This window comes from Candidatus Ichthyocystis hellenicum (genome assembly GCF_001460935.1).
Classification (GTDB): Bacteria; Pseudomonadota; Gammaproteobacteria; order Burkholderiales; family 2013Ark19i; genus Ichthyocystis; species Ichthyocystis hellenicum.
The window spans coordinates 1,087,398-1,111,955 of sequence record NZ_LN906597.1 but is presented as its reverse complement, the minus strand read 5'-3'; the positions used below and the strand labels follow the sequence as shown (position 1 = coordinate 1,111,955).

Annotated in this window: 23 protein-coding genes; 7 read left to right on the top strand and 16 right to left on the bottom strand. The window is 32.4% G+C overall.

Going from position 1 to position 24,558, the window contains the following annotated elements; all coding sequences use genetic code 11:
- The first annotated feature begins 83 nt into the window (after positions 1 to 83).
- Positions 84 to 2,267, top strand: coding sequence for a copper-transporting P-type ATPase (locus Arg41_RS04495; RefSeq protein WP_242641401.1), 2,184 nt, complete (start codon positions 84 to 86; stop codon positions 2,265 to 2,267).
- 681 nt (positions 2,268 to 2,948) lie between these two features.
- Positions 2,949 to 3,416, top strand: a complete 468-nt coding sequence (locus Arg41_RS04490) for a MarR family winged helix-turn-helix transcriptional regulator (protein ID WP_157722275.1) — start codon at positions 2,949 to 2,951, stop codon at positions 3,414 to 3,416.
- Between the two features lie 264 nt (positions 3,417 to 3,680).
- Here the strand turns inward: Arg41_RS04490 and Arg41_RS04485 are convergent, their stop codons facing one another.
- The 7 genes from Arg41_RS04485 to Arg41_RS04455 form a co-directional block, all read right to left on the bottom strand.
- The gene (locus tag Arg41_RS04485; protein ID WP_092343037.1) at positions 3,681 to 4,253 is read right to left on the bottom strand and encodes a hypothetical protein; all 573 of its coding nucleotides are present in this window, start codon (positions 4,251 to 4,253) and stop codon (positions 3,681 to 3,683) included.
- Positions 4,254 to 4,358: 105 nt separating this feature from the next.
- A complete protein-coding gene (locus Arg41_RS04480; RefSeq protein WP_092343036.1) occupies positions 4,359 to 5,261 on the bottom strand; it encodes an SDR family oxidoreductase in 903 nt (300 codons plus the stop codon).
- A gap of 892 nt (positions 5,262 to 6,153) precedes the next feature.
- A complete protein-coding gene (locus tag Arg41_RS04475; RefSeq protein WP_092343035.1) occupies positions 6,154 to 6,486 on the bottom strand; it encodes a hypothetical protein in 333 nt (110 codons plus the stop codon).
- Between the two features lie 348 nt (positions 6,487 to 6,834).
- Positions 6,835 to 7,245 carry a hypothetical protein gene (locus Arg41_RS04470; RefSeq protein ID WP_092343034.1) on the bottom strand — a complete coding sequence of 137 codons (411 nt, stop codon included), beginning with the start codon at positions 7,243 to 7,245 and terminating at the stop codon, positions 6,835 to 6,837.
- A 433-nt stretch (positions 7,246 to 7,678) separates the two neighbouring features.
- The gene (locus Arg41_RS04465) at positions 7,679 to 8,131 is read right to left on the bottom strand and encodes a GDYXXLXY domain-containing protein (protein WP_242641400.1); all 453 of its coding nucleotides are present in this window, start codon (positions 8,129 to 8,131) and stop codon (positions 7,679 to 7,681) included.
- A 38-nt stretch (positions 8,132 to 8,169) separates the two neighbouring features.
- Positions 8,170 to 9,258 carry a DUF4401 domain-containing protein gene (locus Arg41_RS04460; RefSeq protein WP_172792671.1) on the bottom strand — a complete coding sequence of 363 codons (1,089 nt, stop codon included), beginning with the start codon at positions 9,256 to 9,258 and terminating at the stop codon, positions 8,170 to 8,172.
- Positions 9,259 to 9,265: 7 nt separating this feature from the next.
- Entirely contained in the window at positions 9,266 to 10,297 is a 1,032-nt protein-coding gene (locus tag Arg41_RS04455) for a DUF2157 domain-containing protein (protein WP_092343740.1), read from the bottom strand.
- 381 nt (positions 10,298 to 10,678) lie between these two features.
- Here Arg41_RS04455 and Arg41_RS04450 point away from each other — a divergent pair, with 381 nt between their 5' ends.
- A complete protein-coding gene (locus tag Arg41_RS04450; RefSeq protein WP_092343741.1) occupies positions 10,679 to 11,296 on the top strand; it encodes a hypothetical protein in 618 nt (205 codons plus the stop codon).
- A 133-nt stretch (positions 11,297 to 11,429) separates the two neighbouring features.
- Here Arg41_RS04450 and Arg41_RS08430 read toward each other — a convergent pair whose 3' ends face one another.
- The 3 genes from Arg41_RS08430 to Arg41_RS04435 all read right to left on the bottom strand — a co-directional run bounded on the left by Arg41_RS08430 (position 11,430) and on the right by Arg41_RS04435 (position 13,533).
- The gene (locus tag Arg41_RS08430) at positions 11,430 to 11,531 is read right to left on the bottom strand and encodes a cation transporter dimerization domain-containing protein (RefSeq protein ID WP_092490517.1); all 102 of its coding nucleotides are present in this window, start codon (positions 11,529 to 11,531) and stop codon (positions 11,430 to 11,432) included.
- A 1-nt stretch (position 11,532) separates the two neighbouring features.
- Positions 11,533 to 12,435 carry a cation diffusion facilitator family transporter gene (locus Arg41_RS04440; protein ID WP_092490516.1) on the bottom strand — a complete coding sequence of 301 codons (903 nt, stop codon included), beginning with the start codon at positions 12,433 to 12,435 and terminating at the stop codon, positions 11,533 to 11,535.
- A gap of 444 nt (positions 12,436 to 12,879) precedes the next feature.
- Positions 12,880 to 13,533 carry a hypothetical protein gene (locus tag Arg41_RS04435; RefSeq protein WP_092490515.1) on the bottom strand — a complete coding sequence of 218 codons (654 nt, stop codon included), beginning with the start codon at positions 13,531 to 13,533 and terminating at the stop codon, positions 12,880 to 12,882.
- Between the two features lie 340 nt (positions 13,534 to 13,873).
- Here Arg41_RS04435 and Arg41_RS07925 point away from each other — a divergent pair, with 340 nt between their 5' ends.
- Positions 13,874 to 14,056, top strand: coding sequence for a hypothetical protein (locus Arg41_RS07925; protein WP_157722273.1), 183 nt, complete (start codon positions 13,874 to 13,876; stop codon positions 14,054 to 14,056).
- Positions 14,057 to 14,529: 473 nt separating this feature from the next.
- On the opposite strand, the gene Arg41_RS04430 is transcribed toward Arg41_RS07925, so the two are convergent.
- Complete coding sequence (locus Arg41_RS04430; RefSeq protein ID WP_092490514.1) at positions 14,530 to 15,348, bottom strand: hypothetical protein; 819 nt, start codon at positions 15,346 to 15,348, stop codon at positions 14,530 to 14,532.
- Between the two features lie 724 nt (positions 15,349 to 16,072).
- Entirely contained in the window at positions 16,073 to 16,447 is a 375-nt protein-coding gene (locus Arg41_RS04425) for a hypothetical protein (protein WP_092343745.1), read from the bottom strand.
- Positions 16,448 to 16,976: 529 nt separating this feature from the next.
- On the opposite strand from Arg41_RS04425, the gene Arg41_RS04420 reads away from it, so the two are divergent.
- Positions 16,977 to 17,288 carry a hypothetical protein gene (locus Arg41_RS04420; protein WP_092343746.1) on the top strand — a complete coding sequence of 104 codons (312 nt, stop codon included), beginning with the start codon at positions 16,977 to 16,979 and terminating at the stop codon, positions 17,286 to 17,288.
- 131 nt (positions 17,289 to 17,419) lie between these two features.
- Here Arg41_RS04420 and Arg41_RS07920 read toward each other — a convergent pair whose 3' ends face one another.
- The 4 genes from Arg41_RS07920 to Arg41_RS04405 form a co-directional block, all read right to left on the bottom strand.
- Entirely contained in the window at positions 17,420 to 17,644 is a 225-nt protein-coding gene (locus tag Arg41_RS07920) for a hypothetical protein (RefSeq protein WP_141663237.1), read from the bottom strand.
- Positions 17,645 to 17,928: 284 nt separating this feature from the next.
- Positions 17,929 to 18,546: a hypothetical protein gene (locus Arg41_RS04415; RefSeq protein WP_092343747.1), complete on the bottom strand. Its 618-nt coding sequence runs from the start codon at positions 18,544 to 18,546 to the stop codon at positions 17,929 to 17,931.
- Between the two features lie 706 nt (positions 18,547 to 19,252).
- Positions 19,253 to 19,450 (bottom strand): hypothetical protein, encoded by a 198-nt coding sequence (locus Arg41_RS04410; protein WP_092343748.1) that lies wholly within the window; start codon positions 19,448 to 19,450, stop codon positions 19,253 to 19,255.
- Between the two features lie 627 nt (positions 19,451 to 20,077).
- Positions 20,078 to 20,680, bottom strand: coding sequence for a hypothetical protein (locus Arg41_RS04405; protein ID WP_092343749.1), 603 nt, complete (start codon positions 20,678 to 20,680; stop codon positions 20,078 to 20,080).
- A 1,092-nt stretch (positions 20,681 to 21,772) separates the two neighbouring features.
- Here Arg41_RS04405 and Arg41_RS04400 point away from each other — a divergent pair.
- Complete coding sequence (locus Arg41_RS04400; protein WP_092490513.1) at positions 21,773 to 22,426, top strand: TenA family protein; 654 nt, start codon at positions 21,773 to 21,775, stop codon at positions 22,424 to 22,426.
- Between the two features lie 1,652 nt (positions 22,427 to 24,078).
- The coding region (locus Arg41_RS08180; RefSeq protein ID WP_172792668.1) for a hypothetical protein at positions 24,079 to 24,558 on the top strand (480 nt) is incomplete at its 3' end.

Genomic DNA, 24,558 nt, shown 5'->3' with positions numbered 1-24,558 from the left:
GCAACAGTACTGCCATATGTAACTTAGACAAGGTTAATATGTGGTAGTTGTTTTGATTTTGCTAACAAAATTAGTCGTTAGGTATGGGTATTGATGAGATGTGCCATAATAAATGTCATAAAAATCCCAATAACGATAATTCTAATGTTCCTACCGAGAAATCTGGATCTGAGTACTACACATGTCCCATGCACCCTGAAGTAAGGAAATGGAACCATGGGGAATGCACTATATGTGGAATGGACCTGGAACCTGACGTTATCACTGGTAACGATCATGAAAATCCGGAACTGAAAAAATACAAAGAAAAATTTTTAGTTGGTATTTTTCTGACATTACCGATTATGTTTTTAGAAATGGCAAGACACATCAATGGGGTAAATTCCATCCTATCTGAAAAAAACAATACTTACATACAATTTATTTTGTCCATACCAGTAGTTCTATGGTCAGGAAATCCATTCTTTATAAAAGCATATAATTCTCTAAGACAAAAAAGTTTAAACATGTTTTCACTAATATCACTAGGAACGGGAGTATCCTTCATTTACAGTTTATTTGCGCTTCTTAAACCAAATTTATTCCCAAAATCTTTCCATTACCAAAATGGGGGAATTCCGGTCTATTTTGAAACATCATCAATAATTATAACACTCGTACTGCTTGGACAGATGCTGGAGCTACGTGCAAGAAAATTTACCTCACTAGCTATAAAAACACTACTTGAATTAACCCCCAGAAGTGCAAAGATAGTTATAAATGGGAGTGAACAAGATATTCCCATAGAAAACATTAAAGTTGGAGATAATATTATTATCTCCCCTGGGGAAAAAATACCAGCTGATGGAACTATCACAGAAGGATCAACTAATGTTGACGAATCAATGGTAACTGGTGAGTCTGTACCTATACACAAGAAATTAAATGATTTTGTCATAGCAGGAACTGTAAACATAGACGGATCAATTATAATGAAAGCAACAAAAATTGGCTCTAATACTATGTTAGCAAACATTATAAAAATGGTTAACAATTCGCAAAGATCCAAAGTTCCAATACAAAGAGTAGCAGATCTAGCATCGTCGTGGTTTGTTCCAGTTGTAATATCAGTTTCAGTTTTTTCGTTCCTGGCCTGGTCTTTATTTGCAACCAAGCAGAGTATGAGCTACGGTTTTATTAGTGCCGTCAACGTGTTAATTATTGCCTGTCCATGTGCTATAGGATTAGCAACAACTTTGTCAATCATGGTTGGTGTTGGAATAGGGGCAAAAAACGGAATTCTGATAAAGGACCCTGAATGTCTAGAGGTTCTAGAAAAAGTTGATACCATAATTATAGATAAAACTGGAACTTTGACAGAAGGAAAACCTAAAGTCGGAGAAATACATAGTAAAAATGATTCTGTTTCTGAACACAGAGTACTTCAACTGGCTGCCAGCTTAGCTCATAACAGCAAACACCCACTATCAACTGCCATCACTTGCTTTGCGAAAGATAGGGGTATGAATTTACTTAAAGTTACAAACTTCGAATCAATAACTGGAAAAGGATTAATTGGAGAAATAGACGGTCAAAAGGTAGCGCTTGGAAACAAAGATCTTATGCAAAATATGGAAATCAGTTCAGAAACTATAATTTCACTTACAAATGAATTTCCCACCATTGTATTCTTAGCTAATAGCACATCGGTAATTGGGTACATTACTCTAAGTGACAACATAAAAAAATCAACACTTGAGGCCATTAAAAAGCTGCAGAAAATGAAAATAAATATTGTGATGGCAACTGGAGACAACCAAAAATCTGCAAAATTGATTGCAAATATAACAGGAATCAAAAATTTCGTATCAAATGTAACACCAGAAGAAAAATTAAAGATTGTAGAAAAATACAAAGAAAATGGACATGTAGTTGTAATGATAGGGGACGGAGTTAATGATGCAGTAGCACTTAGTGCTGCACACGTTGGCATATCAATGGGAAATGGAATTGATGTAGCAATTGAAAACTCCAACATAACTCTATTAAAAGGAGACTTAATACGAGTAGTAGGAGCAATAGATTTATCTTCTAAGGTAATGAAAAATATAAGGCAAAATTTATTTCTAGCTTTTGCATATAACACAGCCTGTATTCCTATAGCTGCGGGAGTTCTATTTCCACAATTTGGAATATTAATTTCCCCAATTTTTGCAGCAATAGCAATGTCAGCTAGTTCGCTGAGCGTAATTGGAAATGCACTCAGATTAAACTTTGAGAAAATATAAAGTTAATCTTGATCAGATAAAATTATTAGTTAGTATATTAATAACTAGGTAAAGATAAAAAATAAAGCTTGGTGAAGTAAGTTAAATTATCACGTATTGTCTTAATAATTGGCCCGTTAATAGCACTCAAATATCAAACAACTAACATGAGTTAATGCCTTCATTTAAAAGCCACTAGGAAAGTAACCATATAAAATAAATGAAAAAAATATTTGATGCCTTAATGATGGTAGAAAGAACTATCACAAACTAAATATATTATGTGCATGAATAATAAATTGTACTATGCACGATCAAATTAGTTATCTAGAAACTAACTAAAATTTATTATCTATAAATTGATTACAGATTATATATATGAATAGTTAATTTGACACCTATAACACATAACTACCCCTAAGTACTATAATCCAAGTGGTATATTACTTTCCATATCTTTTATTTATTTGAGATAATCAAGACTCTACTGTGAGAACATGGTGTTGATAGTAGAAGATGAATTTATTGGTACTGATGTAAATACTTTTGTACTTTGAACAGTAACAATTTTTAGTGCTGTAAATGTATGTAAGTAATTATCTAATAATAAACCAATATCTTAATAAAATCATGCTCACATTTGGGAATATATGTTTCATTAGAGTATTTTTGATTTGTAAGTTATTTAATGTGGGAGGAGTAATGAAAAAAGTCATCAGAACTGAGTGGGTTAACGTGAACGACATGAGCGGTTTTTTGCTTTATTCTGCTTATTTTTCGTGGAAGAGAAAGATTGAAAATTCTCTTTTACCTCATGATCTTACTTTAGTACAATTTATACTTTTGGTATCAATAGGATTCCTTGTAAGGGATGGAGAAGATATTTCACAAAATGATTTAGCTAAATTTCTGAGATTCGATGTAACAATGACCTCTCAGGTTCTACGAAATTTAGAGAGGAAAGGACTTCTATCCAGATCACAAAAAGAAGGAGATGAAAGAGCAAAATTTCCGAAATTAACAGAATCTGGTGAACATAAAATACAAGAGGCCGCAAAGGATTTGCTTAAAACTGAGGACGATTTTTTCTCATCTCTAGCAGATAAGAAAAGTGATTTAGATGAGTTCCTGCGCGGTGTTTTGAAGAAAGAGATAGCGGACGTTAATTAGTTACAATTTTATCAAAAATTTATAGGAAAAAAGAGATGTATTTTTCATATGAGTATATACAAGCGTCTTTAATAATTAGTAGAGCAGCAACGACATGAATATCTCACAAATAAACAACGTCCGGCCTATTATTACTTCCTGTCTTACCTATGTAGTGGTAGCTAGTTACAACCATAACATTCTTGCAACAAGATCATATGCAAACCCAACCTACCTACCATACATGTCTACTACCTGCGAATATTATATATTTGCACGCCATAACTAGCGTATTCCCCGTCTATTTAAGGCGATTAACGCAATGCAGGAGGAGATGCTAACTGCTAGCAGGCAACTAGCAGGAATGAGACAGTAAATGTCGTCTAGTACGCATAAGAATATTATAATCGAGAACAATAAGCATACAGCAGCGGCTATTTTTAAAACTAAGATTCTGGTATCACCACTGTCGGTAGAATTTAGGTTAATACTATTATTTGGTACAATTCTCCTCCTAATGCCCAAGAAAGGAACTTCAGCATACGCTACGGATTCAGAATTTATAGGGAACCCAACATCAAAGTAAGTCATAGGCATCATATCCGGCAATCCTACCCCCTCCGGAGGAACTTCGGTAAGCTCGAGAGTACGAACAGGTCTAGTCATGGAAGTATTATCGGCCAAGGGAACAATTTCATCTGAAGAATTAATCAATCCCGCACAAGAACAATCTTGAGACATACCTACTACCACAGATCCACCACCAAACTCAGCCGAACCAATATCACCAATAGGACAAGTATCACAATCATCAGATACATTACTAAAAGTACGTAATTCTATACACTCATAATCCATACAATCACCTACCTGAAAAATAATAACCAACTAGTAATAATCTAGGAAATACCACCTAGCACAGGTCTTGGTAACTCTTGCTATAGGCGCCAATACCACCCATTGTCAATTATTCAATGCATGCAAACAACCTTCAAGCAATCCTATTCTATAATTTGGATACATCCAGTCTATATTTAGAATCTCTGATATTTTACAATTACTAACTCTTTTGTTAGAAAGAAAAAAATTCCTCATTCCTTCAGAAATAACAGCATCCTCGAAGTTGATAGTTCTCAATTCTGGAAGTTTAAGAATACTAGCAGCATATTGATGCACCACATCAATAGAAGCTGGCTCAGAATCGGCAATATTATATATCTCACCAGGTGTTGGAAATTTTATAGAAGCAATAATGGATTGACAAATATCAGAAACATGGATTCTAGAAAAATAATGACCTTTCTTAACGATAGTAAAGTCTTTGCCTTTTTTTATTTGTTCCAAACAATTTCTACCTGGACCGTAAATACCAGACAATCTCATGATGTGCACTGGCACACCATACTTCAAGTAAGCATCCAGCCATTTTTTTTCAGCCAACAAAATCACCTCAGCATTAGTATAATTTGGTATACAATGACTTGTTTCATCAACCCACTTCCCTTGATGATCACCATAAACAGACGTTGATGACAAGTACCCCACCCACTCAAAATCACCAGAATGAATGTACCTTGTTGCATAAGATTCCAAAACAGGATCTACTCCCTTATAAGGAGGAACGGTACTAAGAACAACATGAGCAGATTCAATAATATTTGGTAGTTCTGGACTATCAAACCCAATGGTAAAATACCCTTTCAGAGCATCTAATTTACAAAAACTGGCATTCCTAGAAGTAATGTATACATTATGCCCTAAATTAACTAGATCCTTAGATACAGCCTCAGCTACATAGCCTAAGCCAAAAATAACAATATTTTTACTGACATTGCCGCTAAATACACCCACATTAGCTACACACATGATTTTCCTGAAGATATCAAAATACGTAAATAACTATTGGCCATTGTACCATGAGAAATTTGTATATTTTTCAGATTTACGTATCAGTATGTTACAACTACGCAATGCCACCTCTCTACAATAGAACAACCATCATTTTTCCAAATAAATTTGATTACTATAGATTATGAAATTTTCATGCTACCAATTAATTAATCGCCTACAGATCACCAAAAGATATGAGTTAAATTTTTCAATTTAATAGCCACCCTAAAGTATTTTCAAGAAGCAAATAATTAATATATAGATATTGTAGTAGAAATAAAATACCATCATAGCAGCCATTACAACTAATACCTCTAATTTTATATTATGTAGAAATAATACAAGTAACAAAAACAACACCCAGGAAAAATATCTATAATTTATCTTGACACAAGGTATATTTACTTATGAAATAAATAAAATATGATTAAAAATCAATATATTGGTGAAGAAAAAATTATGGCTATGACGAAAGATACAAACATTGATAGCGTTACACAGAAACTACATGAATATAAAAGCTATGATTGCACGTATTTTTTATTTTAAATTGATAAATTAATTTCCAAACCACAATTACCAATGTTTTATCCTAGAAAGTAATAAAACGTTTTTCAGCATGGATTAATCAAACCCAGAAGCCACCACAAATTAATACATCATAAATACCTAGATCAATTACAAATAAATTCATCTAAATAACCAATTGCATCTGCAACATCTACTAACGAAAGAGATAAACACCACAAGCACCATAGCTCTTACCGCAACACTCAGAGTTTAAGCTATGATATTTAGGATTAAAATCACAAATCAATTTGGTATATCCATTACAAAATAACTTTCAATTACAATTGGATAATATCAACTAGGTATTTACCCGTCTCTTCATAATTGCAAACACAATGTAAGAAAAGATAACAGCAGAAAGCATACAACCAACTGAAATGAGACAATATTTGCTACCTGACATACATAAAAACACTATAAGTGTAATCAATAAACATAAGACTGAAAAAATTGTCACTATTTTCATAGCACTACACATAAAGCATCTACTATGATTGCAACAACTAATTACACCAGCACCTGAATAACCATTAATCTGAGAAAGATCAACACTTCGACCAGGTAATACAGCTGATTCTTTTCCTAAATCAGGTGGCATTTGAGCACCATAAGATTCTATATCATGTATCATGTGGCCCCCATATATGAGGAATAACTATTAATAATAAGAAGCAAATAGACAAATGAAACAAAACTAATAATGAATAATGACCTAAACTTTATTATATTTTTGTCACCCATAAATGATATGCTACATTTATGAATCCAATTTTATATAGGCGAACACCCTTGAAAAATAATTGCCTGATACTGTTTGCGCAACAAGTTTATTAGCGCAACATTAGATGTATTATAATTACCAGATTTATTATTATAAAAAATATCTTACTAATTACTTCCTAAACACAGCCCTAAAAACTTACCTCTCGAACGTGTAGGTAACCATCAAGCCGCTAAGTTGATAAACCATTACAATAGGCTAACAATAGGCTAACAATAGGGCAACTATTGATAACACTATTACAAGAAAACATGCCGCCAATAAATAAGCAAAGAATTTAATAGAACCGGTGGATTCATCAGGTTCACTTCCAATTATAGAGACAGAGCGATCAACAAATGATGTAAGTTCATCCATATTATCCGGGTCAACAGCACCAACCATATTCGGAGATGAAATATCAACTAAAGAAGCCTCAACAAGACATGTAAGAGGAGCATTATCACTTTGGGGAGAATTTTCATCTTGAGTAAGAGACAAAAGTGATCCTGATAGATCAATACCTCCATCAAATGCACAGCAAACATTACAACCGACACAATCATCACCACAACCACTAGAGTTATAATCGGAACCACAAAAATCAAGCTCTATATAATTAGAATCCATATATCCACCATATAATAAGAAGAATAGCAATTAATAAATTTAATACCTCCAAAAACAACACCTCGTGGTTACTGTGAAAACAACACCCCTCGTGGTTACTGTAAAAACAACACTGATAAATGATTACTAACTAATACATGTTATATATTTAAATAACATTTTCTATAGGCAAACACCCTTTAAATAACAATATGTTATAAATTAGGAAAATCAGATTTATGTTTATAAATCATTATAATTAACATATTAATTAGTAATTTTACGCACTACTAAATAAAAAATCTCCATATTAGTATGGATAATTAGCATTACTATCAATAGGTTAAAATGCAAATAACAACAAATAACTCCACAAAAAACTCACTTCCAACTATAACCTGAATAGACACATTTTTTTATTTATAATAAAAATACTAAAAAATACTCCTGGCCATCATATAGTTGAGAGTTTTATATATTTTTTATCTTTGTCTGCCAATTTCGCGAGCACATATTCACCAGACTTACCAAAATTAAATATGGCGTATTTGGATTTTTTATAATTTTCAATGGATCTTTCCTGAATGAAAAAAGAATTTGGAACTATGTTGATACTGCGTTTATTTTTATGAAATCTAATCAATCTCTCATTGAGAGATAATGTTTCTCCTGCATATACACGAACAAAATGAGCTACTTTATTATCATCCACACCAATAACGATGTAACCACGATCAGGACTAGAAACAATATCTTTATCCGGAATAGTTTTTTCTATATCGTATTTTAGAAGAGCATAATCATCCCCAATAAAGGAACGGTAAATTACTGTATCAATGCTAAGAAAAACACTGTCACTACTACCCCTTATCCTCTCTTTTTCATATATGGCGTAGTTTAGAAACATAATAACCATTATTAACCAAATAATCATTATTTTTGCATTCATTGAGTTTTTTCTTTATTCCATCCCCTATAACTGATATAGGAATTGCCAAGTAACAACACAATTCCACTACCAATAATAACAAGAGATTTACTAATTAATGAGAGACGTAAATTGAAGTAGTATGAAAACAGAGATAATGCCATTAACAGTGCACCAAATACTATAATAACAGTTTCATATTTATCGTATCCGATTACTATTAAAGCAATGGCTAACAATATCCCAGGAGATGAAATAAATCCCAAAAGACCAATTGCTATAAAAGCAATTATAAATTGCTCTAATTTTAATTGATCAAACTTACCAAAAATTGATCTTAGTAAAACAAATATCCACAAAGTCAAAATCAAATTAATAGCGTATGTTATAACCTGATATTTGTTATGAAAATTTACGATATTAAATTCAAAAGAAAGAAATAGTACCTCGATACATAAAGACAAAACTAAAGCATAAGATACAGGATAATAATTACTTCTAAATTTCACACTTGTAATAAAAAAAGATAATGCTATAAGCTGGGAAATACAAAATATTATAAAAAAAACTTCTGTATGATCAAAAGTGTACTTCTCAAACAAAATATCGTAAAACATGGAAATCATCAGGGACAATACAGAAATAAATCTATCTAGAGATATTTTATATATTCCATAAGTTAGTACATTTATAAAAATTATACTTAAAGTTCTGTCCCATCCAGATTTTAAAATACGGTGACACCCATAAACAAATAGCAGTTTTCCAACAACCATAAAAGAAAAAGACAACTGAACAAAAAAGGTGCTCTGTATTGATTTTTTATCAATAAATAATTTGTAAATCATAATAGCAACTAATACAAAAATCACACCCCAAGTTACTACCACTAACTCGTCTGAATAATCAATAAGTTTAGAAAGATGAATAAAACCAATAAAGCAAAGTGATGAAATGAATGCACCAACCCCAAGTATGAATTTTAGGTAAATTGGAACCTCATTATGAATATAGTCAGATATAATAAAATCACCTATTGAACCTAAATCAGATATCAATCTTTTACTATATAGCCATTCTAACAAATTTATAACACTACATTTCATTGCTTTGCTAAACAAGATCACGACCTTTATATTTAGAATTAGAAAAAATTTTAATTTTGTTTAAATGATAAATTGAATAGGAAAAAATCATTATTGTTATAAGTGTCATTAAAAAAAATATAGTCGAATAATTTTCGTATAAAAATAATCTTAATAGGAGATGTAAGATATATGATTCAGTTATTATACAAGCAGAAATAACAGTAGCTGATAGTACAATCATATCAAAGAATAAATAACGATATAAAAAGTATGAAATTCCGTGTCCAATTAGTCCTAACATTCCACCAAACATAGAATTTTCATTAGTACGTATTATCCAAAAGTATGTAGCAATAAACATAATTATCAAAGTAGTGATAGCAGGTAATAATCTGGTCCATCTTTTATCAAGCCAAACAAATACTTTTTTTATAACAAAATATTCTCGCAAAAACCAAAACAAGCCATTTAATATAATCAAATAATTTAGTATCTCTATCCTCTCTTCACTTTTTGGCAACACGTATTGCTTCCACCATAAAATAATGAAAAAATTTACTATAATTATCCAAAAAATCCATTGAAGGGAAAAATTTGATATCACAGTCCAACCTAGCGTGAGTAACGCCCAAAACATAAACAATTTGTAAGAATCGGTACCCGTTTGATAAGCTCGTCCGAAAACAACCAGGAATATACCGACCAAAATACTTCCAGAAAGGAGAAACAGACTTCCACTAATACGATTCAAAGAACAAAAATATGCAGAAATTATACACGTAATTATAGAAAGTTCTATGATCAAAAATTTAGTATAAAAAGAAATACTATTCCAATTAAATGCAAAAAAATAAAATATTCCTGACAGTACTAATACACATCCGATATTAAGAAAAAAACGAGATATTAAAACTCCCCATTTACTACGATAATAAAGGAAAGCAAAAGACTCCTCTCTAGCTTCAAGAGAAATTTTGCCATTGTCATACAGAAAATCTACTATTTGACGATTAGCTGGAATACACTCTAAGTCTTTTCTCCGTCTATATTCATGCATAATGGTTATATAAAATCAAGACCACAATTATTTGTATGACTTCATAGTAAATAAAATTAAATAAAATTAATTATATTCTTACAATAAAGTATGGTTTTAATTAAAAGAATACTAGTAGTAATTACTGGTATATTTTCATTAAGAAATGCATATATTGCATGTGCAGATATATTTTTCATGCCCCAATAAAAATTTTTCATACTAATTAAAACATATCACTTTGAGATACAACTTTATTTTGAGTAAATACTATCACTGAAACATAATCCTACGTTTATTGACAAACAATCACTGCATCAGTACCTGGAAAAAAGTATTACTTTGCTATTTGAATTGACTGTATGATTATTTAAATTTTTGTTACATATGGAGGATGCTTAAATGAAATTGAATAATACAGAAAATTATTCCGCAAAAAGTGCACACATTTATCATGGGAAACATGATGTAGTTACCAATGTTACTGAAAAAACAACTGCATATTCTAGATGCAAAGCAACAAGGGGTAATGGTTTATCCAGGACTATGTTAGCATTTTCTAGTATAATGTCTTTAGTACAGTTATCTCATTCTGCAGAGGTAGAAGGAGAGTCTGAATCGGGAGAAAAAGATTACAGTTCTATTATCTCTCATGATAAAGAAATAACATTATCAGTATGTATAGTATTTTTTACCGTCATAACAATAGCTGTAATAATCTTTTTGAAGTGCTGCTGTAACAAAAAATTGTGTTCTGACAGAGATGGAGTTGTTGAAAGTAATAGCATCCTTTCATTTACGGCATTCCCACTAGAGGAAGATGTTGAAATTTCTGGTCGTTATGTACCGGAAGAACATTCTCCACGTCGAGATCGTAATTTTAGCACACTTGAAGCTGACCGTAATATAAACGAAAATGATCGTTGTGGATGTAGAAATTGTCAACTATCACAGCCGGCACCACTGTCTGTTATCAATGAAAGAGAAACTAATCCAAAACCGGGGAGATCAACTATTTAATCCCTAACAACGATAGAAGATGTGCTGGGAGACTGTGTATGGCGCGCACAAACAATATCCATGCTGCCCAAAAAATATAGCTAACGATATAAGAACCCCACACACAGAAAGAGAGTCACCATTTACCCTCCAGTTACACTGGGTCTATATGGGTCATAACATTAAGAACTGGCAACTGTTCAGTTACTCTTCTCCTTGCCTCTACCGCTATATCGTGCCCTTCTCTTACAGACATATCACCATCCACCTCTATATGAACCTGGCAACTGTTCAGTTACTCTTCTCCTTGCCTCTACCGCTATATCGTGCCCTTCTCTTACAGACATATCACCATCCACCTCTATATGAACATCAACAATTATCATGCTACCCACAATTCTGGTCTTTATATCATGACATCCTAAAACTCCAGGAGTAGATCGTATTATTTTATCTATTTTTTCATACGTCTCCGCAGATGTCGCATGATCTGTAAGATCATTAAAAGATTCATACGAGAAAGAAGCACCCATCTTAGCTATCAATAGTCCAACAACGATACCAGCAAGTGGATCTAAAAATTTGTATCCATATAAATTTCCAATTATGCCTAAGCTAACAATTAGAGAAGATAAAGCATCAGATCTGGCATGCCAAGCATTTGCCGCCAACATAGATGAATTTACCTTTTTTGCAGTATGCATCATGTAACGGAAAAGTGCCTCTTTGATAACGATAATTGACAAACTTATCCAAAGAGCAGAAATTCCTACTGACTTAGTAGAATGTCCATTTATATTTTTTACACTTGACCATACGATCAAGGATCCCACAGCAAACAGTGACATTCCTAGTACTAAAGTAGCAGCGTTCTCATAACGGTAATGTCCGTACTGATGGTTATCATCTGCCTTTCTATTGGAAAATATACTTGCAATAATCACAACACAGTCAGAGAATGAATCAGATATGGTATGGAATCCATCGGCTATAAGACCAGATGAATTATACAGCGAACCAGACAAAATTTGGGTAAAAGCCAATACCAGGTTAATTATAGCGCTTACTATTACGCTCCTATTAGCAGCCTTGAGTTCCCTTCTTTTTATATCAGAAGAATCCAATTTTACCGAATCATGGTGACGGTGAATTCGTGTCATATTTTTTCCTGAATCCTACCAAATAATTGCTTTAAAAAACTACATATATCATACAAAACAATTACCTCATGGACCTAAAAATTACACATGATAACAGGAGCTCTCAGTGAATTGGTCATATATTCATTATTTCTCATTATGATGATATATGCACGTACATTGTGGTATTATTGCGAACAAAGAAGGCTTAACCTCGCCGTCAGGAACAACAAATCTTAACTTTATACCATAACAAAACCACGAACAGACCTAAATACAGCCTACTCTTCCACTCCATATACAATTGGCATAAAAAGCTTATCTTGTCACGAGAACCGCCCTTAACTCAAACTACCTGTCTACAATTCATCACTCAAACTATAACAACGGCCTCGGCTAAAACTACCAACAAATCACAAGTCACCCTGCAACAATCAACATCATTAATTTTTCCCACAATCTTCATTACCTACGAGCATTAACAACCCTTAACAGCAGAGCTCTGTTGTCGAAAGACCTACCCAAAATCACGTTAGCAGCCACATCCTCAGCTATACCATCAATTATGCCATCCATTACAGAATCATCTAATACAATTCCATCTTCCCTGGCAATACTGACCACATCCTCAACCATAAGTCCAATAACAAGCATTAGTTCATCTTCACCCATATTTAAAAAAGGAGCAACAGTAGCACTCAGATGCAAGATATTTCGATGTCTATGTACTTCCATTTGTGGAGACAACGACAATAAAAAAGATTCTAACGTAATGAAAACCAAAATAAGAAAACCTACAAAGCTAACCATAAGATTGTAAAGGCTATATGACAAATAATTTCGAGAAATATTTACAGATCTAACCTGTGGAACATCATCTGTTTCAACAGGTGAAGCATCTGTAGTTACAACAAGTGAAGATATGCATAAGGCAGCAAAAACAAAAAATACAGACAAGCTAAAACCTGAAGATGAATCAACGGTATAAGCACGAATTTCTGGAAATTCATCTACATCTGGTGTGTGACTGTTATCGGTATCGATGCTAGTATTAACAGTATCATCATCTTGATCACTATCAACTATTTGAGGAACTGAAGACAGATTCAACGGAAACACCCACACCCCCATATTGCATTGAAATTACACAAAACAAACATCGTGGTCATGATCAAGAAGCATTGTTGAATAAAATATGACACTATTATAGCAGTACCCGTCTAATTTTACCCACAACTACCAAATCCACCAACTGTAATAACTATCATTGAAAACAACTGACAACAACCATCGACTGTATCGTGAAATAAACGAGAAAGATGTTAACACTGCACTAGGGAAGATAATACCACTACCATTACAAAAACACATTTTATCTACAACAACATCGCCAAATTTTAGATTGTACTTTCCAGCATACTATACGTTATAATCTTTTTTATTGTCATTGTCTCCACAAATGGAAGCACATAGACATCGAAATATCTTGCATCTGAGTGGTACTGTTGCTCCTTTTCTAAATATAGGTGAAAATGAACTACTACTTGTAGTTGGAATTATGGTTGACAATGTGATCGGCATTGCCAGGGAAGATGGAATTGTATTAGATGCTTCTGTAATGAATGGTATATTGAGGACGTAGCTGCTAATGTGACTCTGGGTAGTTCTTTCGACAACAGAGCTCTGTTGTCAATGGTTGTTAATGCTCGCAGGAAATGAATATTGTGGGTAAAATTAATGATGTTAATTATTGCTTGATGCCTTGTGGTTTACTAATAGTTTTTTTCCGAGACCACTGTCATAGTTTGAGCGATGAATTGTAGACAGATAGTGTATGTTAATGGCATTTCTCCTGACATTAGGTAAAATTGGATTTCTGATATAAAAAGAAGTGAACTCAAGGCTGATAATAGGGGCTTAATAGTAAGAACTACAATTAACCTGGTATTGGCTTTTACCAAAATTTTGTCATGATCACTGTATAATTATTCCGGTATTATGGCTGATGGATTCCATACCATGTCTGATTCATTATTACCGTTATCAGAACGCTGCTACTTTAGTACTAGGAATATCACTGTTTGCTGTGTGGTCCTTGATTGTATGGACCACAATTCAATCGCGCCCATAATCTTCAGACCTACGGGAATTAACAACCCTTAACAGTAGAGCCCTGTTGTTAATAGATCTGCCATGCAATACGTTAGCAGCCAAATCGTCTACTATAGCATCAAATATATCATCACTCATATCAGGATCTAGCACAATTCCATCATCCCTAGCAATACTGATCACATCATCAGCCATAAGTCTAATGGTATTTCTTAACTCACTCTCACTCATATTTAAAAAAGAAGCAACACGATCACTTCGTTGTGAGGGAGTGAAGCCACCATGATCACCATCTAAGGAAGAATCAAAATCTGCACCCTGCACCACATTTCGCGCTGCATAATGACCTTCTCTACCTCTTCGTACGTTTTGATGTTGTGCTTGTTCACCTCTTATTTCTTGTCTTCTTCGCACATTTGGGCGTACACGTCCACCCCTTACTTCTTCTGCATTTTGCTGTCCATGTACCTCCACTTGTGGAGACAAAGACAATAAAAAAAACCGTAAAATAATTACAAACATCATAAGAAGAAATACTAAGCTAAGCAAAAGGTTGTACATGGTAGGCGCTAGATAACGCCGTGAAAGATTTACAGATCTAACCGGTGAAGCATCTACAGTTCCAATAAGTGAAAACATAAATACGGCGGAAAAAATAAAAAACACAGACGAACACAAACATGTAGTTGAAGATACACCAGTGGTAGAAGCCTGAGTTTCCGAAGGTACACCTCTATCTGGTAACAACTGATTATCAGAACTATCACTATCCTGATCATCATCTACTACTTGAGACACTGAAGAAAAATTATATGGAAACACTTACACCTCCTTTTGAAATGACGTGTAACAAAAACTTCTATTAATAGTTTTATATTGGGTGGCTATACCAAAAAGTAGGGCTCTGCATTGAACAAAGCGATAACCTAAACCACTTTCGCACATAATTACTCAACATATCTATTGTTGCTTTACTATTGTTGAAAAAAATACATTCTAATTTTGCACATAATTCCAAAATTATATAACTAATTAATAATACTTTACAAAAAACATATTATATTGAAATATTTATCATAAAATACATTTACAAATATATCGTAGATCAATAAATAACCACATGTGAACCCAATTAAATCTCATCAGATTTAACAATAAAAAACTTTATCGTACATTTTCGTGTACAAACCTCCACTTGCAGAAATAAAGGAAATAAAACAAATTTCAGGACAGCCTAAATTACAGTAAAAACTATGAAGACAATAAATAGTAATGCTATGGAAACACCAATAACAAATAAGGCTGAGAAAAATTTACTGACCTAATTTTCAAACCATCCGCAACTTCAATAATCGAAAATATAAACTCGGAAGCATAAAAAATCACTGATCTAGCAGATAAACAACCACACCTACATAATAATTATAGTTATAACCACCACGATCGTTTTCTGCTCTATATGGCACAATAAAAACAAACTTAATACAAGATAACTGGCAACACGCGTCACGGAGCATAGTATACCGATAAATCAAACAACAAGCAACTAAATTAACATAAATATAGCATTACGAGCCACATTGTTAGCATTGTTAACAATAACATCTTCCATAAGGTTTTCTAATCTAACATTAGCAATATCATCGTTATCTTGATCATCATCCCGAATTTCTTCCGGAACTTCCACTTCCAATAAATTACGAAGTTCCAATACACCAGGAAACTCTAACAAACTTAGTATGAGAACAAGTGCAAAAAAATCTAGGATTAAAAAAAACGCCAACCCCAAAAAGGAAAGTTCTTCACCATCATTTGACGTAGGATTAAAATCTCGCGCATGGCCCGTAGTATTATCATAACAACACAATCCATCTGTATCTTGACCCAAAAATATGGATAAAGACAATCTTGATGCAAACATCAAACACCACCTCCGATACTACACCGAATTAATTCATCGTCCCGATTCTACCATTGAGCAAGTGATCAATCCAATACGTAGAGCATAAACCTTGCCAATTATTTTGTAATAAACCACAGAAATATACAGTTTTATAAAGGTAAAATTTTATCATTCAACGTATATAACTACACCAAGATAGCAATACCAAAATATTAAAAACCCCATTGTATAAGAACTATTTTAAATAAAAAGTTATTAATTATCAATTACAAAATTAAATATAAAGATAAAGCTTATCGATTATTTTTTACCAGTACTTTGATTAAAGAAAACTTTCAAGCCATTCATTTACCATACCTACCTTGGAAGTATTATCAACACTGTGTAATTTTAAAAATTACCTTATTACTATTTTCTCCATTTATTATTAAATACTGCTAAATTCACTGAGTAATATAATTATGATTGGATTATATAAATACATACAAATATAAATTTTTATACTTTATAGTGGTGTCCCTAGTGGCGTCTCCTTAAGGTGAAATCTATGTTTGCACTCAATATGTCTGTGCAAGATCAAATTAATTCAGGTCAGTGTCATGATTGCTATACCCCAATAGGATCAATTATCTGCCAAAACGAAATAAGTGACTATTACAGTGAAGAATTTAGCGATCAAATTATAAGAAGTGCTAACGTAAATATGCCTGCAATTATTCTCATATATTTTTTACTCGCTGCCCAGATTAAGATAATGTTAAGAATGGTTCGTGGTCCCAACCTTGATAGAATAGATGTTGCTAATGTGAATAGGACATCGAGATCGGTAGCATCAATAAAAAGATATCGCGGATCTTAGACCAACAAAAGATCGAACGTGTGACCAGGTAGCTAATCTGCCTCAAAGGTGAAATGTTTTATTAATTGTGGGTCTTTTTAGGTGAATCTTATGCTTGTATCAGGCATGTCATTTATGAGCGAACTAAGTCGTTACTGTATAAACAACACCGCAGCAAACCACCCAACAACCAGTGCCACTTCTAAATTAATTGTTGAAGAGTCATCCCCATCAACTCCAACCGTGGTAGTAATGACGTATCTTTTTTTTGCCGCTGTGCTTGCATTTAACGTGCTTTTGTATTTTTTCATCACCAATATGTCCACGTTCGAACAAATAATCGATCGAGACAACGCACTCGATGTAGTTCGTAACAACCGCCAGCGACGATTAATGGCAACATCAAACAGAACTCATGGCTAGTGTATACAATTTTTATTCTACTGCGAAAAATAAACAAGCACAGAAAAAATTCATCATATCTGCCTTAGCGCTAGCCTGCCTTAACACTAGCGCAAAAGCTATCCTTACAATTACCTTAGATGAAGATAATTTATACGCTAAGTAAATGCAAATTTACTGATCAGACTGATCCCCCCCCTCGAAGCCATGCCATCAAAAACAAACTAAACAATCAGTGTAAGTACACACTTACAAAGCGCTAACCACCAATATATATAATGTCAGCCGAAATATGAGCACTCCTATTAGCCAAAACAACGGCATTATCCCTATCATGCAACACATTGCCATCTATGTTTAAACCAACGTCACCAATAATTACTTCATTGGCAATCCCGCCATCAATGACATGATCGTCATGTACATCGTCAATCAAATTACCAACAATAACATCACCAAGATGATCATCACTTGGTGATTCCAATAAATTTATTATAAAAAAAATAGCAAACATAAGTAGCACAATAGTAGAAAATAAAGTCTTTATAACAATATATTCTACTGGAATGGGAAAAGTATCCGTCACCCCTGGCATAATACTATCGTAAACTGGTGACGATGAACAAGATAATAAATTATTTGCAGTCCTAACAAGAGAAAACATAAACTTACCCGTTAAGTCAAATTCTCCAGACGAAGCACAATGAACTGGAGATGAGTTAGTAGCACAGTAACATATTTCACCAGATAATTCATCCTGTAAGCAATAGTCATTGCCAAAATCATAACTTAGACCGCAATATAAGACATACTTGATGAAAACATTAATTTCCCCGTATAAATAACTAATGGTACCCAGGATATCATCAAAAATCATACTGCATTAAATTAAAATTATTAAAGTACTCTATAACATAAAATTTATTAGTAAATTTCTCGTAACAATAGCAAAAATTACAATTTCCCTAATGTTAACTTCGGCACAACAAATATCTCAAACTACTGTAGCAGAGGCATAAGAGTAACACCAACCTGGTAAATATAAAGAAGACAATTGTGATTGTTTTAATATAATGCAATGCTAACTATTAGTTTCAATTTACTAGTAGCAGGCACATTGGTGAAGACCATCTAAAAAAGAAAATATAAATAAATCAATCCGTATTAATAATCAACTAAACTAATGCTGAATAAAGTATTTAGATTTATTTAAATAATAAATCTACCTGCACACAGCAATGGAACAAACACCGCAAAACGATGAATCATAATCACCCTATACTGCCACTAGAAAACATAGTTGGTTATCATTATTCATATCAAAAATTTATTTATTAATAATACGATAAATTCATAACGAATAACACAATACAATTTTCTTTACACCTAAATGATAATATTATTTGAAATATAGCCTATCTATGATAGGTCGTTTTAGTAATCTCAACTTTTGGAAAATAAACACAGACATATTTTATCCAATGTAGAAGTTTATATGTCGTAATTACGACTCTTATATCTACGAGGACAAATAGAACTACTAGTAGTAACCGAATCCAAATCTGTCGATTCCTCATCTAAATTTACAGAGGAAGATTAGTTACCCAATTTTTTACCACTGCTACATTGTATCCTATAGATTTAAAGGGATAAACTTCCATCCTAAGAGATATTACAGTAGTTCGATAGTGTCCAGTTTCATTATCAATAACCAGCTCCAGATTACAAACCTCTTGTTTTTCTCCTAAATCTACTGATTCCGTAACAATTTTTTTGCACATCACATGCCCTGCAGATACAACTTACTTAAAATTGGCAATAGAAGCATGAGAAAAGCTGGGTTTTACCAATAAACATTCCTCTTTTAGATAATATAATAAACTTTACTCTTTCTACGGATTCGAGAAGATGATTAAACCACTATGTCGATTGCCCATATGAACTACATCCTGTCAGATAATAATTTTCACTGGCCATGCTATTTTTTTTAATCGCCATAACCAATAACATCCGAGGTTTATTATAGCCAAATTGTTGTTTTATGGTTTACAATCTCCTGATTGCTAGCATGTGGTTATTGAGAATAATTTTGATGATAAAGAAGAATATTTATTTATAGATTATGAAGTTTTTTTCTACTTTAACGATAGCAACGAAATCAAGTCAAGATAAACATTATAATCGAGATCATGAAAAATTAGGTCACAATACTTAGTTAGCATAATCTATTTAGCGTTCATACACTATCTTGCGTTCTAAAAACACATTAGACACCAAACGCCACCTCCGCAACGACGAGACATCTACACATATTATATAATAATAGTATCATGTAGCATATAGTATCGATGATGAACAGATAATGTAGTGGCATAACATGTTCATAAGAAATAAAAACACACGAAATATTAATTTAAGTCATTCAAGTCTACAGGTTCCCCTGTTTCCCAATTCTTTACTACAGAAACGTTGTATCCCATAGACTTGAAGTACAAAACTGCATTCCTAAGGGAGCTAACAGTTGTTCTGTAGTGCCCTGTGTGATTATTAACTTCCAAATTAAAAGTGCCTTTACTTTCAAGCGATTCATAACCACGATGATTACCATTTACAGATCTTCCAATGCATCTTTCTACACATCTTACTATGTTTCTTCTTATGAATCCCAGATTGATGCAACCTATACCTTTATTACCTAATTTATCATCATGTTCACCTCTACTAACCCCTATGCATCTTGCATATCCTGCCGTTAGAACATACTGAAAACTAGCAATATAAGCATGAGAAAGATCTGCTCTACCAATAAACATGCCTCTTTCCGATATAGCAAATTTCACCATATCACCTGATTCAAGAAGATTTCTAAAACCTTCTGTTAATTCTCCATAAGGACCAACTCCATCCATGTAACTACGACTAGATACAACACGATTTAAATGTTCAATCTCCGAATCTCGATTACATTCTTGTACATTTTCGAATACTTCCTGAATTCCTGAGACATACATAAAACATACTCCTCGGTATTCATATTAATTAATTAATTTTAATTACATCCAAAATCTGATCTGCAACTTTTTAAATACAACTTATTAATCAAAAAATCATGGCACCAAGTCAGTATTGATATAACACATTCGGTCAATACTACAAATAACCTACAACACAAACACACAATTCATCATCAACCGCACGGGTGCAAATATATTGCTTCATTAAAACATAATGTTACTCTGCGTAATAACAACTAGACCATACTAAGCCAAAATTAAAAACAATTACAACTAGTATATTATGTTAACTAATAAAATTAACACCTGCCATAAGTTACCATCTTATATATTTTAGCGCTGTAGTAGATTGTGCAGTAATTTATAACCCAAAAACCCGATCTAAGATCAAACCAAGTCACACGCAATGTCAAAATGCCTCCCGGTTATGATTTATCAATTTACAAAACCTGAATACAACATTTTCCTCAATTTCATACAATAAAAATTAACATTTTTACGCAACATAATTCCAAGATATACGTTACTGGGTGTAGTCATATAGTGTTCAAAGATAATTATGTATAGTCAAAATATATAATTCCGCGGGTTAGATAATTTTTTTTAATACTTAATAATACATATCACACAATACATATCACACCACATACATAAAATTATGTACAAATTAAGGATAGAAATATAATTGAATTAGCAGTTATTTTTAAATAATATCGTTTACTATAAAATTATTAATTATTCCTCAAAACTAATAGACTGACTACTTTGTACTTTTATAAACAAATGGAATTTTGCTCACACAAATATCACTTTCTCTGCGATTAAATAAAATGAAATACATACTCTTTTAAAATTAAACTGATGAATAAATATGCACCCATTGGCAAGCACTATTTTTGGAATTAAAATGACAATATAATAATTAGTAATGATTAATTACCACAAATACTAATCATTGCACAAAAACTATATAGCTATATATTTATAAGAATCTAGTTTAGGCTATAATTAGCATACTGTTCAAAGTTAGGTATAAAAAATGATATAATCTAAGTTCAATGTCATGAACCATATATTTAGGAATGTTACATGAGTAATTTTTTTGACCTTGTAATAGAGGAAACAGGCGATATTGTGAAATCAATATATGATCACCCTTTCATAAGAGAGTTATCCGTAGGGTCTCTGAGCCAAGAATTATTCACGTACTACATCGAGCAAGATACGTACTACCTTGTGGAATTTTCAAGATGCTTATCAATAATTGCCTCAAAGTGTGATTCGGGTGACATAAAATCGTTTCTTAGCTTCGCTGAAGAAGCCTTGGGAGAGTTAGAGCCTATACATAATTCATTCATGAATAATAAAGGCAATAACATAAATGCTATATCCCCAGCAAACCTGTTTTATACCAGCTATTTGAAATCGGTATGTTCAATGGAACCAGTCAGCATAGGAATAGCAGCTGTACTTCCATGTTTTTTTATTTATAGAGATGTCGGGAGTTTTATTTCCACAAACAGGATACACGACAATCCTTATAACCAATGGATTGATGCTTACGCAAATACCTATTTTTCTGAGTCTGTAGATAAAATCATACACATATCAAATCAATGCGCTTTACAAGAAAGTGAGAGCAATCGTCAAAAAATGGTTACAGCAGCTGTTAGGTCAAGCACATTAGAATTTTACTTCTGGGATGATGCGTATCACCTAAGGAAATTTGGAAATTTCAAATAATGAGAATAGAGTAAAAATGGGCTGAGTTGTATATTAATTATTTAATGTATGCTGCTAGATGGCAGAAAACAAAATATAATGTATTTTAACATTGTAGTGTTTTGTACCTCACACTAAACTAAAAGTATATTGGGGCAGATTAAGTTACATATTAGTTATATAGAATAACTCAGGCTTATTTTTTAAACTTTATTAATCTATGGCATGATTTATTAATCTATGGCATGAATTTATTGCAAAAAATTACAATAAAATTAACATTTTATACATAGAAAAATACATAACTGCCTAGTAATAAGTGTAATGTACCTGATACCAATAGTTAATTAAGAAAATTCGGAATTTACAATTACCACAAATTAGGTAATAGATAATTTTTCATTACTCAATTTATATTTTTTAAACAAATGTAAATTTGTACAAAATAAACATTGTCTGCAATTATATAAAATTAAACCCATACTATTTTCAATTTAAATTTATGAATACTTATATATCCAGTGAGTGATAAATATTCATTTGTAATTACTGGTCAATTGTCTTTTAGGTAGTACGGTAGTAAAATAACAACTCAATAATAACTTGATATATAATAATCATTATAAAAAGTTATATATTTGTAAGGACATAAATCAATTTATAGTTAAAAGTTGTTATAAGAAACTGCCATAATTTACACAAATATCATAACTGCTAGATTTAGTAATACTTAACGAGTAAATTTTTTGACCTTGTGCAAAAGAAGACATGCACTACTGTTAAACTCATATGCAATCGCCATTTCATAAAATAGTTATCAGTGGGATTGATTGATAAACTAAAAATTATTCATGTACTACACATATCAGAACGCGTGCTACCTTGTATAATTTTCAAGATGATTATCCATAATTACCTCAAAGCGTAACTATGGTGGAACAGAACCATTTCTTAACTTAGCCGAAGAAAATTTGACATATCCAACACATAATTAGTTCAGCAGTAACAAAGGCAATAACATAAATGTCATATCTCTAACAAACTTGCTTTATCATTCTATCCATCGACTTCACGTACAGCAACTTAGCCATCGCAACCTATTATTTATATAAAAATCATATATATCGTTATTATTTGGCATTAATTTATTAGTTATCTGAGACAAATTAAAATAAAAAACGACAACATTGACCCTCAAAGAGTAAAAAAATAACAACAAATATCAACATAGTAATTATACATAAAATTGATGCAACGAGTTCTATGGTACAGTAAAAACAATTTAAACATGAATTAGTTGCCAAATAACATACTTACTTCTCAGTAGCAACTAAAATAAATACTGAAACCAAGGAATACTCAACTCAATTTCTGTAAAAAAAGACGTAAGATAGCAAAATAATCAAAGCTCTATATTGATAGATACCCATTACTGATAATAAAGCTATCAATACAAAGTAGAGCGCTACAAATAATAAACAAAAATGCAAGTAACTGAACAACTTCCTGAAATTTATTTATTCATATTATATTAATATAAAATTCATCTACGTAACACGTACAGTATAATGTCTGGTACTTTTGTTATCATTCCAAGCAAAACTTTTTTATGTTGCTAATGTAGCAAATTTAATGATAAAAGGAATAAAGGTCGGCATGAGGAGTAATGCAAGGTGGTAGTCAATAATAACTTATCAGAAATGAAGTCAAACCAAGACAAGAGAAATGAAAAAGACGCTGAATCCGAGTACTTGCTTGAATGTGATACTACCAATTACAGAGACCATTCAGTTAATGGCCGTGTAATATGTGGCAGTAGTAATCTGGGAGCTGCCGCTCTTTCTATTTCCATCATTTCTTCTTTGGTAGAAAAAACAGGTGCCCTGGGAAATTCAACCACATCTCCGTCACCCACAACCTATATAAATAATGCATTTAATATCTCAACAACAACGGAATCACAAACACAAGGTAATAAAAACAAGTTATTGCCAACAATTGGACTCGTGAGTGCTATTGTACTGATCACTGTAATCACTATAGTGTTATATAAGTTTTGTTATAATGCAAGATCAAGAAATCAATTAAGAAACGATAATATAGAAATGGAAAATATAGTAGATGAAGATCATAATATGAATATAGTAAATATA